This is a genomic window from Nonomuraea typhae, from assembly GCF_009760925.1.
Taxonomy (GTDB): Bacteria; Actinomycetota; Actinomycetes; order Streptosporangiales; family Streptosporangiaceae; genus Nonomuraea; species Nonomuraea typhae.
This window is the reverse complement of record NZ_VRLV01000011.1, coordinates 69,967-84,566: the sequence shown is the minus strand read 5'-3', so window position 1 is coordinate 84,566 and position 14,600 is coordinate 69,967. Positions and strand designations below refer to the sequence as shown.

At 72.7% G+C, this 14,600-nt stretch carries 3 protein-coding genes; 2 read left to right on the top strand and 1 reads right to left on the bottom strand.

Features of this window, described 5'->3' with window-relative positions; genetic code table 11:
* Positions 1-12: 12 nt before the first annotated feature.
* The gene (locus FVE25_RS35195; RefSeq protein ID WP_157251544.1) at positions 13-1,209 is read right to left on the bottom strand and encodes a cytochrome P450; all 1,197 of its coding nucleotides are present in this window, start codon (positions 1,207-1,209) and stop codon (positions 13-15) included.
* Here FVE25_RS35195 and FVE25_RS35190 point away from each other — a divergent pair.
* Entirely contained in the window at positions 1,199-5,212 is a 4,014-nt protein-coding gene (locus tag FVE25_RS35190; RefSeq protein ID WP_157251542.1) for a non-ribosomal peptide synthetase, read from the top strand. The two genes, FVE25_RS35195 and FVE25_RS35190, sit on opposite strands and share 11 nt — an antisense overlap.
* Positions 5,209-14,583 (top strand): non-ribosomal peptide synthetase/type I polyketide synthase, encoded by a 9,375-nt coding sequence (locus tag FVE25_RS35185; RefSeq protein WP_157251540.1) that lies wholly within the window; start codon positions 5,209-5,211, stop codon positions 14,581-14,583. The genes FVE25_RS35190 and FVE25_RS35185 overlap by 4 nt, the downstream gene beginning before the upstream one ends.
* The last annotated feature ends 17 nt before the right edge of the window (positions 14,584-14,600 follow it).

The following is a 14,600-nucleotide window of genomic DNA, read 5'->3' as shown; positions in this document are numbered from 1 at the left end:
GGCTCTCCGATGTCAGAGCAGCGGAAGGCGGAGCACTCCGGTCATCGTGGGCGTCGGCAGGAGCTGCACCGGGTCGTCCGGGTCGGTCTGCAACCGGTCGTAGCGGTCGAGCAGGATGTTCAGCGCCACCCGGCCTTCCAGCCGGGCCAAGGGGGCGCCCAGGCAGAAGTGGATGCCGCGGCCGAAGCCCAGGTGCGGGTTGGGGTCACGGCCCGGGTCGAAGGTGAACGGGTCGGCGAACTCCCTCGGGTCCCGGTTGGCCGCCCCGAGCCAGAGCATGAGCAGCTGATCGGCCGGGATCGTCACGCCGCCCAGCTCGGTCTCGCGGGTGGTGGAGCGGCCGATGGCGGCGAAGGGGGTGAGGTAGCGCAGCGACTCCTCGATGACGGCTGGGATCGAGGAGCGGTCGGCACGGACCTTGTCCTGCTGCTCGGGGAAGGCGTCCAGGCACAGGACGGTGTTGCCGAGCAGCATGGTGGTGGTGATGTGCCCGGCCAGCAGCAGGATGATCGCGAAGTTGACGACCTGGTCGTCGGGCAGGTGGTCGCCGTCCACCTCGGCCTCGACCAGCCGGGTGAGCAGGTCCGCGCGCGGCTGCCGCCGGCGTTCGGCGGCGTGGGCGGCGAGGTAGTCGCTCATCTCCATCCACGGCTTCAGCGTGGCCTTCATGTCGACTTCCTGCTCCGCGGCGGGCTTGGCCAGCGAGATCTTCGCATCCCGCTTGAACAGCGCGTCGGCCCACTGCTTGAACAACGCGCGATCGCTGCTGGGCACACCGAGCAGTTCGGCGATGACGATGACCGGAAGCGGATAGGCCAGATCGGTCACGAGTTCCATCCGGCCGCGGTCGTGGGCGGTGTCGATGAGCTCGTTCGTGAGGGCGGCGATTCTCGGCTCCAGGTCGGCGACGACCCTGCGGGTGAATGCGCTGGTGACAAGTTTGCGGAGTTTGCCGTGCTGGGGCGGGTCGAGCTGGGTGAGGAAACCCTCCAGCGAGAACTCCTCCCCAGGCATCAGGTCCTTGGGGATCACCCGCATGGTGTTGGACGAGAACGTCGTGGTGTCGGAGAACACGTCATGGGCTTCTGGATAGCCGTAGACATTCCACATCCCCATCGCGGTGTCGAATTCGACCGGTGGCCCGGAGTGGGGGCCGTGCAGCCAGAAATGCTGTTCCGGCACGTCGTAGCGCTCGGTGATGCTGGACATCGCCTCTCCTTTTGGGTCTGCGATTCCGCTGTCACCGGTTCAACGCGCCGCGCTCCCGGGATGCTCCCCTCGATACGCGATCCATACAGGGTTGACATCGATCTGGCGGCCAAGTCATTCTGATCCGGGCCGCGCACCAAAACGTACAAAAACTCAACAATCGGCAGGCGTGACAATGACGTCAGATGCAGCAAACTTGGCATCTGTTCTGCACCTTTACGGGGAACAGTTAACCGCGGCCCCCGAAGCCGTTGCCATTTCGGCAGGTCCAGAACACCTCACCTATCGGGAATTAGACCGCCTCGCGAACGGCGTCGCCTATCACCTGAATGGTATGACCCCAGCTCATCAGGTCGCCGTTCTGGCGGAACGTTCCATCCTGCAGGTCGCCGGTCAGCTGGGCGCGATGAAGGCCGGTCTCGCCTTCTCGCCCATCGACCCGGGCGCTCCCGCCGAGCGGATCCACGCCGCCCTGGCGGAGGCCGCGGTCGTGGTCACCGAGCCGCGATGGAGAGCGCTCGTGCCCGGCGGCATCCCGGTCATCGACACCCTCGTCCCGGCGGGCGCGTTACCCCCGCCCCACGTCGAGCCAGGCGATCTCGCCTGCGTCATCCACTCCACGGGCTCGGCGGGGGGCAACACGGCCCTGCTCGTCACCCACGGCGAGCTGCTCGACCTGATCCAGCAGCCACAACGCGGCCCAATCGCGGAGATCTGGGCGCATCTCACCACCGGCGCCACACTCGTCCTCCCCGGCACCGAGGAGCGGCTCGCCGAGATCTGGCAGGACGTCCTCGCCTGCGGGCCCGTCGGCGCCGACGCCGACTTCCTGGCCCTCGGCGGCCAATCGCTCCAGGCCACCCGCATCGCCGCCCGCGCCCGCACGATCCTGGGCAAACCAGTCCGGGCCACGATGCTCTTCGCACACCCCACGGTCGCCGAGCTGGCCCGTGTGATCGACGCCCTCCCCGCGGCCGCGCCGCCGGTCCCGGTCGTGGAAGGGCTCACGCCCGCGCGCCGCCGGCTCTGGTTCATCGACCAGGTGGCGCCCGCCCGGCACTACAACATCCCCATCCTGTTCGCCCTCGACGGCCCGCTCGACCACGGACGCCTGGAACGGGCGATCAACGAGATCGTGCGCCGGCACCCGGCCCTGCGCACCCGCTACGACGAGTTCGACGGCGAGCCGGTCCCCGTGGTCGTCCCGGGCGAAGGGGCCGAGCCGGTCCGCCTCAAGATCATGGACGCCACCCCGGAAGGCGCCAGGGCGCTGGCGCTGCACGCCGCCCGAGACCCGTTCGACCTCAAGAACGGCCCCGTGCTGCGCGCGCTGCTGCTCCGGCTGGCCGACGACCGGCACCGGCTGCTGGTCAACGTGCACCACATCGCCTTCGACGGCCTGTCGATCGGCGTCTTCATGGACGAGCTGGCCCGGATCTACGCGGGGGAGAGCCTGCCCGCGCCGGCCGTGCCGTACCGGCGTGACGCGGGGCCGGACGGCCTGCCGTACTGGAGGACGGCGCTGGCGGCGCCGTCCGAGCGGCTGGCGTTGCCCGTGGACGGGCCGGGGTCGGCGGGGCCGCACCGGCGGGGCGCCCGCACGCGGGTCACGCTGCCCGAGGGGCTGCTCGGCGAGCTGGAGGCGCTGGCCCTGAAGGCGCGGGCCACCCGGTTCACGGTGTTGTTCGCCGCCTTCCAGGCGCTGCTGCACCGCTACACCGGCCAGGACGACATCGTCACCGGCGTGCCGTTCTCCGGCAGGGAGGCGCCGGGGGCCGAATCCCAGATCGGGTTCTTCCTGGAGACGCTGCCGATCAGGACCGACCTGGGCGGGCAGCCGTCGTTCGAGGAACTGCTGGAACGGGTGCGGGCAGCGGTGCGGGCCACGCCGCAGGACGTGCCGCTGGAGGAGATCGTGCGCGAGGTCTGCCCGGACGGGCGGGCGCCGTTCGAGGTGATCTTCGCGATGCAGGACGTCCCGGCCGTACGGCTCGGCGGCGGGGTCGCCTTCCGCATGCTCGAAGAGGTGGAGAACGGCGGCGCCAAGGCCGACCTGGTGCTCTACGCCGAAGAGCAGGAGATGAGCCTGGAGTTCGACACCGACCTGTTCGAGCGGGCCACCGCCGAGCGGCTGCTGCGGCACTACGTGCGAGTCCTGGAGCAGGTGGCGGCCCACCCGGGCGTGCCCCTGTCCGCGCTGCTGGCCTTCGAGCACGAGCCGCCCGGGCACGGGCCCGACCGATGCCTGCACCAGCTCTTCGAGCAGCAGGCCGACCGGACGCCCGACGCGGTCGCCGTCGAGTTCGAGGGCGTCGCCCTCACCTACGCCGAGCTGGATCGGCGCGCCAACCAACTGGCCCACCTGCTGCGCGGGCTCGGCGTGGGCGCGGAGGTGCCGGTCGCCCTGCACGTGCGGCGCTCGCTCGACCTGCCCGTCGCGATCCTCGGCATCCTGAAGTCCGGCGGCGCGTACGTGCCGCTCGACCCCTCCTACCCGCAGGCCCGCCTCACCCAGGTGCTCGGCCGGGTCGAGACCCCGGTCCTGGTGACGCACCGCGCGCTGGCCGGCAGCCTGCCGCACGAGCGGCCGGTCCACGTCGACACCGACCTCGACGGCCGGCCGGAGCACCGTCCCGGCAGCGCCGTCACGCCGGACAACCTCGCCTACATCCTGTTCACCTCGGGCTCGACCGGCCGGCCCAAGGGCGTGGCGATGACGCACCGCCCGGTCGCCAACCTCATGGCCTGGCACCACGGCGTGTACCGGAGCCTGCAGTTCACCGCGCTCGGCTTCGACGTCTCCGTGCAGGAGATCTTCAGCACCTGGGCGTACGGCGGGACCCTGGTCATGGTCGGTGAGGAGGTGCGCCGCGACCCCGCCGCCCTGCTCGAGCACATCGCCGCGCACCGGGTGGAGCGCATCTTCCTGCCCTTCGTGGCGCTGCAGTCGCTGGCCGGCGCCGGGATCGAGCCGCCGCCCACGCTCCGCGAGGTGATCACCGCCGGTGAGCAGCTCCAGGTCACGCCGCAGATAGAGCGCTTCATCCGGCCGTGGATGACGCTGCACAACCAGTACGGCCCGACCGAGGGCGCCATCATCGACATCGCCCACACGCTGACCGGCCCGCCAGAGGACTGGCCCCGGCTGCCACCCATCGGCCGCCCGGTCACCGGCGTGCAGACGCCGATCCTGAACCGCGCCGGTCACGAGGTCCCCGACGGGGTGCCGGGCGACCTGCACCTCGGCGGCGCCTGCCTGGCCAGGGGGTACTACGGCCAGCCCGAGCTGACGGCGGAGCGGTTCGTCACCTGGCGGGGACGACGGCTCTACCGCACCGGCGACCTGGCCCGGCGCAACAACGCCGGGGAGATCGAGTTCCTGGGCCGGGCCGACGACCAGGTCAAGATCCGCGGATACCGGGTCGAGCCCGGCGAGATCGCCGCGGTGCTGGCCGGGCACCCGGCCGTGCGTGACGCGTTCGTCATGGCCAGGGAGGGCAGGCTGGTGGCCTACGTGGTCGCCGCCGACACCTCCGCGCTACGCGGCTACCTGGCCGAGCGGCTGCCCGAGTACATGGTGCCCGCGGTCTTCGTCGCGCTGGAGACGCTGCCGGTGAACCCGTCGGGCAAGGTGGACCGGCACGCCCTGCCGGAGCCCGGCCAGAGCGCCCGCGCCGTCGCCGCCGCCCCGGCCACCCCGCTGGAGCAGGCCGTCGCCGCCGTCTGGCAGGAGGTGCTCGGCGGGCGGATCGGCCGCCACGACAACCTCTTCGACCTGGGCGGCCACTCGCTCAACGCCAACCAGATCGCCTCCCGGCTGCGCGCGGCGCTGGAGGTCAGGGTGCCGTTGCGGACGATCTTCGCCCATCCCACCGTCGCCGAACTCGCCGCCGAACTCGCCACCCCCGACGTGGAGGCGGCGGCCGAGCTGTATCTCATGGTCGCCGCCTATTCGGACGACGAGGCCGAGGCGCTGCTGCGGTCCCTGGAAGGTGAGCAATGAGCCTGTCGGCACACCAGCGGCAGCTCCTGGAAGCGTTGAGGAAGAAGAAGGCTCCGGCCGCGTCGCCACGGCCCGACCGGCTGCCCCTGTCCTTCGGCCAGCTCCGCTCCTGGTACCTCGACCGGATGGCGCCCGGCGCCGCCCACTACCTGATCCCGCTCGCCTTCCGCATCGACGGCCCGCTCGACCGCCTGGCGCTGGAACGTGCCCTGAACGCCCTGGTGGCCAGGCACGAGAGCCTGCGCACCACGTTCGCCGCGGACGAGGACGGCCCCCGCCAGGTCGTGGCGGGCACGGTCACGATCGAGCTGGCGGACGCCCCGGACACCACGCCGATGGACCTGACCGCCGGGCCGCTCATCCGCGCGCACCTGCTGCGCGAGGGCCCGGAGCGGCACGTGCTGCACCTCACGCTGCACCACATCGTGGCCGACGCCTGGTCGCTGGACGTGCTGCGCCGGGAGCTGAGCACGCTGTACAACGGCGGCGAACTCCAGCCGCTGCCCCGGCAATATCCCGACTACGCGATCTGGCAGCGGGGCGGCGACCACGGCAGGGAGCTCGCGTACTGGCGTGACCGGCTGGCCGGGGCGCCGCCGTACACCGAGATCCCGGCGGATCTGCCCAGGCCGGCGGTGCAGACGTACGCGGGGGCCGAAGTGCCCTTCTCGCTCGGGCTGCCCCGCGCGGAGTTCGCCGCCTACTGCAGGAGCCTGGGGGCCACGCCGTACATGGTGGTGTTCGCGGCCTACCTGGTGGTGCTCGCGCGGCGCTCCGGGCAGACGGACCTGGTCGTGGGGACGCCGATCGCCAACCGGGGCGAGGTGGAGTACGAGGGGCTCATCGGGTTCTTCACCAACACCCTGGCCATCCGCGTCGACCTGGCGGGGGAGCCGTCGTTCCCCGAGGTGGTCGAGCGGGTCAAGGAGGCCGTGCTCGACGCCCACGACCACCAGGCGCTGCCGTTCGAGCGCCTCGTCGAGGAGCTCAATCCGGAGCGGCGGGTGGATCGCAGCCCGGTGTTCCAGACGATGTTCAACATGCTGCCCGCGGCCGCGGCGGAGCTGGAGCTGGCCGGGCTGACCGTGACGCCGGTGGAGATCCCGGAGACCACGTCCAAGTTCGACCTGACCGTGGCGGTCGGGGAGAGCCTGGACGGTCTCGTGGAGTACAACACGGACCTGTTCCGCGCGGGCACGATCCGGGCGCTGATCGCCGACCTGCGCCGGGAACTGGCCACGGCGATGGGCGAGGAGGCGATGCCGCGCCACGAGATCGCCCGGCTCGTCACCCGGGCCTGGCAGGCGGCGCTGGGCACCGGGGCGTTCGGGCCCGACGACAACTTCTTCGAGGTGGGCGGCCACTCGCTGCTGGTGCTGCAGGTGCACGAGCGGCTGCGTGGGCGCTTCGAGGTGAGCGTCACCGACCTGTTCCGCTATCCGACCGTCGCCTCCCTGACCGGCTTCTTGAGCGGCTCCGCGAGCGAAGGCGCCGGGAAGCCGGAGACGTCCGTCACGGGCGGCGCGCTGGCGATCGTCGGCATGGCCTGCCGTTTCCCCGGCGCCGACGGGCCGGAGGAGTTGTGGGCGGCGATCCGCGACGGCGTGGAGGCGGTCCAGGACTTCACCGACGAGGAACTGCTCGCCGACGGCGAGGACCCCGCCCGGCTGGCCGACCCCGCCTACGTCAGGTCGGGCACGGTGCTGGACGGCATCGACCTGTTCGACGCCACGTTGTTCGAGTTCACGCCGCGCGAGGCCGAGATCCTCGACCCGCAGCAGCGGCTGTTCCTGGAGACCGCCTGGCGGGCGCTGGAGGACGCCGGATGCGACCCGGCCCGCCACGCCGGCCCGATCGGCGTCTTCGCGGGCTCGGCGATGAGCACCTACTACATCGAGAACCTGCTGACCGCCCCCGACGTGCTCAGGGCGGTGGGCGAGTACCAGGTCATGCTGAGCAACGACAAGGACTCGCTGCCCACCAGGACCTCCTACAAGCTCGACCTGCGCGGACCCAGCGTCAGCGTCAACACCGCCTGCTCCACCTCGCTGGTCGCCCTCCACGTGGCCAGGCAGAGCCTGCTCGCGGGCGAGTGCGACCTCGCGCTGGCCGGAGCGGTGCGGGTCAACGCCTGGACCCGCCGCGGCTACCTGTACCAGAGCGGCGGCATCGGCTCGCCCGACGGCCACTGCCGGCCCTTCGACGCCGCCGCCCGCGGCACGATCGGCGCCGGCGGCGTGGGCGTCGTCGTGCTCAAGCGGCTGGAGGACGCCCTCGCCGCGGGCGACATCATCCACGCCGTGATCCGCGGCTCGGCGGTCAACAACGACGGCACCAGGAAGGTCGGCTATGCGGCGCCGGCGGTGGACGGCCAGGCCGAGGTCATCACCGCGGCGCTGGCCGCCGCGGGCGTCGAGCCCGGCACCGTCGGCTACGTCGAGGCGCACGGCACCGGCACCGCGCTCGGCGACCCCATCGAGGTCGCGGCGCTGTCCCAGGTCTTCACCGGCGAACGGCCCATCGCGCTCGGCTCGGTGAAGTCCAACATCGGGCACGCCGACGCCGCCGCCGGGATGGCCGGGCTGATCAAGACCGTGATGGCGCTCAAGCACCGCACGCTGCCGCCCTCGGTCAACTTCGCCACGCCCAGCCCGCGCATCGACTTCGGCCCCTTCTACGTGCCCACCGCCCACGCGGACTGGCCCACGGGGCCGCAGCCGCGCCGGGCCGGGGTCAGCGCGTTCGGCATGGGCGGCACCAACGCCCACGTCGTCCTGGAGGAGGCGCCGCCGCGGCCGCCGGTCCCGCCGCGCCCGGGCCCGCACCTGCTCCTGCTGTCGGCGGCCAGCGAACAGGCGCTCGCGGAGTCGGCCGACCGGCTGCGCGCGCACGTGAGCGCGCACCCGGACCTCGACCTCGGCGAGGTCGCCGCCACGCTCCGGCACGGCCGCCGCCAGCTTCGCCACCGCGGCGTCCTGGTCGCCGACGCCACGATGAACCGGGACTTCTTCACCGCGCAGGCGCGGCCACGGGAGATCGCCTTCGTCTTCCCCGGCCAGGGCGCGCAACGCCCGCAGATGGGGGCCGCGCTCTACCGGGCCGACAGCGTCTTCCGCGACGTCGTGGACACCTGCGCCGCCGCCCTGGACCTCGGCCTCGACCTGCGCGACATCCTGTACGGCGGCGCCGCCGACCTCGACCAGACCCGGCTCACCCAGCCCGCCCTCTTCGTCACCGAGTACGCGCTCGCGCGCACGCTGATCGAGCGCGGGGTCCGCCCGGCGATGATGGCCGGGCACAGCATCGGCGAATACGTGGCCGCGTGCCTGTCGGGGGTGCTCGGCCTGGAGGACGCCCTGCGCCTGGTCGCCGCCCGCGGCCGCCTGGTGCAGAGCCTGCCCGGCGGTTCGATGCTGGCCGTCCCGCTGCCCGAGTCCGAGGTGGGCGACCTGCTCGGGCCGGAGGTCTCGCTGGCCGCGGTCAACACCCCGGACGCCTGCGTGCTGGCCGGGCCGGAGCGGGCGATCACCGAGGTGGCCGAGCGGCTGGCCGCGCGGGGCGTGACCGGGCGCCTGCTGCGCACCTCCCACGCCTTCCACTCGGCCATGCTGGATCCGGTGCTGGACGCCTTCGCCGCCGAGGTCGCCTCGGTCCGGCTGGGGGCGCCCGGCCTGCCGTACCTCTCCAACGTCACCGGCGACTGGGTGAGCGCCGCCGAGACCCGCGATCCGGGGTACTGGGTGCGGCACCTGCGGGAGACCGTGCGGTTCGCCGACTGCGCCCGGGTGCTGGTGGAGGCCGGAGCGGTGGTGGTGGAGGCGGGGCCGGGCCGTACGCTGGCCACGCTGGTGCGGCGGCGGGGCGGCGACGCGGTCACGCCGCTCGCCCGGCCGGAGGACGGCGAGGCCGAGCTGCTCGAGGGCATCGGGCGGGTGTGGGCCGGCGGCGCCGAGGTCGACTGGGCGGCCTTCGGGCCGCGCGGGCGGCTCGCCTCGTTGCCCGGATACCCGTTCGAGCGGCAGCGGTACTGGGTCGGCCGGCGTTCGAGGACGACCCCCGAGACGCCACCGGTCGTCGGGGAGCCGGACGTGGTCGCCGCCGCCTGGCGCGACGTGCTCGGCCGCACGCCCACCAGTCCCCGGGACGACTTCTTCGACCTGGGCGGCGACTCGCTCGTGGCCACCCAGCTCGCCTCCCGCCTCGGCCTGCCGATCGAGGCGATCTTCGAGCAGCCCACGCTGGGCGGCCAGCGGGCGCTCGTGGCGTCCGTGCCACGGGCGACGATCCCGGTCGTCGAGGACGAGGGGCCCGCGCCGGTCTCGTTCATCCAGCGGCGCATGTGGTTCATCGACCAGGTGCACGGCTCGGCCGCCTACGCCGTGGCCACCGCGCTGGACCTGCGGGGCCCGCTGGACGTGGCGCGGTTGCACGACGCCCTGCGCGAGCTGGTGCGGCGGCACGAGTCGCTGCGCACGGTCTTCCGCGCCCCGGACGGCGAGCCGGTCCAGGTGGTGCTGCCCGCGGCCGATCCGGACCTGCCGATCGAGGACTGCGACGACGCCGGCCGGGCGCTGAGCCGGGCGGCGGCGGAACCGTTCGACCTGGAGAACGGGCCGCTGTTCCGGGCCCGGCTGCTGCGGCTGGCGCCGGACCACCACGTGCTGTCGCTGGCCTTCCACCACATCGTCGTGGACGGCTGGTCGATCACCCTGCTGCGCGGCGAACTGGCCGCGCTGTACAACGGGCGCACCCTGCCCGCGCAGGAGGTCCGCTACCGGGACTACGCGCGCTGGCAGCGCGCCCAGAGCGCCGACCTCGGCTTCTGGACCGAGCGGCTGCGCGGCGCCCCGCACAGCCTGGACCTGCCCGCCGACCGGCCACGGCCGCCGACGCAGACCTTCGCCGGCGCCGTCGCCACCCACGCGCTCCCCGCCGAACTGGCCAAGGACCTGCGCAAGCTCAGCCAGGAGCGCGGGGCGACGCTCTACATGACCCTGCTGGCCGCGCTGCACACGCTGCTCCACCGCTACAGCGGCCAGCAGGACATCACCATCGGCTCACCGGTGGCCGGGCGCACCCGGCCCGAGCTCGAAGGCATCGCGGGGTGCTTCATCAACACCCTGGTCATGCGGGCCACGATGGACGGCGGCCTGCCGTACACGGACCTGCTGGCGCAGGTGCGGGCGTACGCGCTCGGCGCCTACGCGCACCAGGACGTGCCCTTCGAGCGGCTGGTGGAGGAGCTCAACCCGCCCAGGGACCTGTCGCGCAACCCGCTGTTCCAGGTGTTGTTCAACCTGCTCAACCTGCCGGAGAACGACCTGGGCATGGACGGGCTGGCCGTCGCCGAGCTGGACGTGGCGGTGGGCAGCGCGCAGGTGGACCTGGTGCTCTACGTCTACGAGCAGGGCGACGAGCTGCTGTGCAAGCTGGAGTACAACACCGCGCTCTACGACGACGGGACCGCCCGGCGGCTGCTGCGGCACTACGAGAGCCTGCTGTCGGCCATCGCCGCAGCACCCGAGACCCCGCTGTCCGGCCTGGCCTTCCTCGGCGGGGAGGAGCTCGCCTGGGAAGGGGAGGCCGCCGAGGTGCCCGGCGGGTGCGTCCACGAGCTGGTGGAGGCGCAGGCCGACCGGACGCCCGACGCCGTGGCCGTCACCTTCGAGGACGTCTCGCTGACCTACCGCGAGCTGGACGAGCGGGCCAACCGGCTGGCGCGGCGGCTGCGGGCCGCGGGGACGGGCCCCGAGACGCTGGTCGGCGTGGCGCTGGAGCGGTCGGCCACGATGCTGGTCGGCCTGCTCGCCGTGCTGAAGTCCGGGGGCGCGTACGTGCCGCTCGACCCGATGTACCCGCAGGACCGCCAAGACTACATTCTCGCCCACTCCGGCATCGGCGTCCTGGTCACCGAGCGCGAGCTGGCCGACCGCTACACCGGCTACCAGGGCGAGCTCATCCTGGCCGACTCCGGCCTGGACGGGAACCCGGAGCGCCTGCCTTCGGAGGCGGGCCGGGACAACGCCTGCTACGTCCTGTACACCTCCGGCTCCACCGGCAAGCCGAAGGGCGTGCGCGTCCAGCACTCCTCGGTGGTCAACTTCCTCGCCTCGATGGCCCGCGAACCCGGCCTGACCGGCGACGACACGCTCCTGGCCGTCACCACGTTCGCCTTCGACATCTCGGTGCTGGAGTTGTTCCTGCCGCTGACCGTAGGCGGCCGCGTGGTCATCGCCGGTCGCGACGCCGCCTACGATCCGGTACGGCTGGCCGCCCTGCTGGCCGGGGCCACGGTCATGCAGGCCACCCCGGCGACCTGGCGGCTCCTGCTGACCTCGGGCTGGCAGGGGCAGCCGGGGCTGAAGGCGCTCTGCGGCGGCGAGGCGCTGCCCGCGGACCTGGCCGAGGACCTGCGCGGCCGGGTGGGCGAGCTGTGGAACATGTACGGCCCGACCGAGACCACGATCTGGTCCACGCTCAGCCGGGTGGCCGGCGGCCCCGTCACGATCGGGCACCCGATCGCCAACACCGGCATCCACCTGCTGGACGCGGCCCTGCAGCCGGTCCCCTCCGGGGTGGTCGGCGAGCTGTACATCGGCGGCGCCGGGCTGGCCCGCGACTACCTCGGGCAGCCGGAGCTGACCGCGGAGCGGTTCGTCACCTGGCGCGAGCGCCGGCTGTACCGCACCGGTGACCTGGCGCGGCGCAACGCGGCCGGGGAGATCGAGTTCCTCGGGCGGGCCGACGGTCAGGTGAAGGTCCGCGGGTACCGCATCGAGCTGGGGGAGATCGAGTCGCTCCTGCTCGGCCATCCCGCGGTGCGCGCGGCGGCCGTCGTGGTGCGGGGCGCGGACGCGGACAAGAGCATCGCCGCCTACCTGGTGGCCGACGGCGAGCACGACTGGCGGGAGTACCTGCGGCGCAAGCTGCCGGACTACATGGTGCCGTCGTCGTTCACGCACCTGGAGGCGCTGCCGCTCACGCCCAACGGCAAGGTGGACAGGAAGGCGCTGCCCGAGCCGGTGGGGCAGAGCCCGTCGACCGGCGTGGCCCCGCGGACTCCGGCCGAGGCGCGGCTGGCCGAGCTCTGGTCGGCGATTCTCGGCGTCTCGGGGATCGGGATCGACGACGACTTCTTCGCGCTGGGCGGGGACTCGTTCAAGGCGGTGCGGGCCGTACGGGACTCGGGGGTCGCGGCGACCGTGCTGGACCTGTTCAAGAATCCGACGATCCGGCAGTTCGCCGCGCTCGACGGGCCATCCCGAAATATCGGCCTTTTGCATGAACTGACCCCGCCGCGCCCGGCGGCCACGCTCACCCTGGTCTGCGTGCCGTTCGCGGGCGGCGGCGCGATCACCTACCAGCCGCTGGCCGCCGCGCTGCCCGAGCACGTCACCATGCTCGCCCTGGAGCCGCCCGGCCACGACACCGGCCACCCCGGCGAGCCCGTGCTGCCCTTCCACGAGCTCGTCGAAGGCTGCGTCAAGGAGATCAAGGAGCGGGTCGAGGGGCCGCTGGCCCTCTACGGCCACTGCATGGGCGGCGCGCTCACCGTCCAGCTCGCGCGCAGGCTGGAGGAAGAGGGCGTCGAGTTGGAGAAGGTGGTCATCGGCGGCCACTTCCCCGCGCCGCGCCTGCCGGGCCGCGCCTTCGCCTGGTTCCGCAAGGTCTTCCCGATGGAACGGTGGACCTCCAAACGCCAGGCGCTGGAGTTCCTGCGGGCCATGGGCTTCTTCACCGAGGACCTGGACAGGCGCGAGCGCGACTTCCTCATGGGCGTCTTCCTCCACGACACCCAGGAGGGCGAGGACTACTACACCGACCTCTACCGGGAACCCATCCCGAAGCTCGCGGCGCCCCTGGTCTGCGTGGTCGGCGAGAACGACCGGGCCACCGAGCTGTACCAGGAGCGCTACCGCGAGTGGGAGGCGTTCTCCGGCGAGGTCTCGCTGGAGGTCATCCCCGAGGCCGGGCACTACTTCCAGAAGCACCAGGCACCCGAGCTGGCCGGGATCCTCGGCCACGGCTCGTCCGGAGCCCCGCCGCCGCCCCGCTACCAGCAGGCCAGCCTGAAGACGTTCTTCCTGGTGGCCGTCGGGCAGCTCGTCTCCCTGATCGGCACCGGACTGACGACGTTCGGCCTGGGCCTGTGGGTGTACCAGCAGACGCGGTCGATCGCGTTGTTCGCGGTCGTCTCGGTCATGGCGCTGCTGCCCGCCGTCGTGCTCGCGCCCGTCGCCGGAGCGGTGGCCGACCGCTTCGACCGGCGACGCGTCATGATCGCCGCGGACTCGGCGGCGGGCGTCGCCTCGGCGGCGCTGGCCGGTCTGCTGTGGACGGGCACCCTGCAGCTCTGGCACATCTACGTCATCGTCGCGATCGGGGCGATCTCCACCGCCTTCCACCAGCCCGCCTACATGGCGGCCGTCGCCCAGCTCGTGCCCAAGCGCTACTACGGCCGGGCCAACGGCCTGGCCCAGCTCGGCCAGGCGGCGGGAACCGTGCTCGCGCCGCTGCTCGGCGGGGCGCTCGTGGCCGCGATCGGGCTGCGCGGCATCGTCGTGATCGACCTGACCACGTTCGCCTTCGCCGTCACGGTCACCCTCGCCGTCCGCTTCCCCCGCACGTTGTTCAAGAAGCGGGAGGAGCCGTTCTGGCGGGAGGTGACCGGCGGCTGGCGGTACATCGCCCGAAGGCGCGGGCTGCTGGCGATCATCCTGTTCACCGCGTTCCTGAACCTGCCCTTCGCCATCGTCGAGGTCCTGGCCACGCCGCTGCTGCTCAGCCTCACCGGCACCGGCGGCCTCGGCGTGGCCCTGGCGATGACCGGCGTCGGGCTCCTCGTGGGCAGCCTCGTCATGACGCTGACCGGCGGCCTGCCCCGCCGTACCCACGGCATCCTCGCCAGCTTCATCGCCCTGGGCGGCGCCTTCGCCGTCATCGGCCTGGCGCCGCACCCGGCGCTGCCCGCGATCGGGTTGTTCCTGGTCGGCCTGCTCACCGCGCTGCTGAACGCGCACTGGTTCGCCATCGTCCAGCAGAAGGTCGGGCTCGACCTCCAGGGCCGGGTCATCGCGACCAACCTCATGCTCAGCTGGGCGCTGGTCCCGGTCGGATTCCTGCTGGCCGGGCCACTGGTCGACACCGTGTTCAACCCCATCGCCGGGGCCGCGCAGGGGCGGGGCATCGCACTGCTCATGATCGTGGCGGGCGCGGTGACCGTGCTCATCGGGCTGGCCGCCCTGCGCTACCGGCCGGTGCGCCGGCTGGAGGACGACCTGCCCGACGCCGTCCCCGACGCGCTCGCCATCACCGACAAGGACCGGATCCAGGAGGAAGCCGACAAGCAGTTCGCGGTTCAGTATCGCTGACGGATACCGGTACGGAG

What these genes read in the sequence shown, in the direction of transcription:
- FVE25_RS35195 (WP_157251544.1), bottom strand. Translation starts at nt 1,209, where the DNA reads ATGTCCAGCATCACCGAGCGCTACGACGTGCCGGAACAGCATTTCTGG.
- FVE25_RS35185 (WP_157251540.1), top strand. Translation starts at nt 5,209, where the DNA reads ATGAGCCTGTCGGCACACCAGCGGCAGCTCCTGGAAGCGTTGAGGAAG.
- FVE25_RS35190 (WP_157251542.1), top strand. Translation starts at nt 1,199, where the DNA reads ATGCTGGACATCGCCTCTCCTTTTGGGTCTGCGATTCCGCTGTCACCG.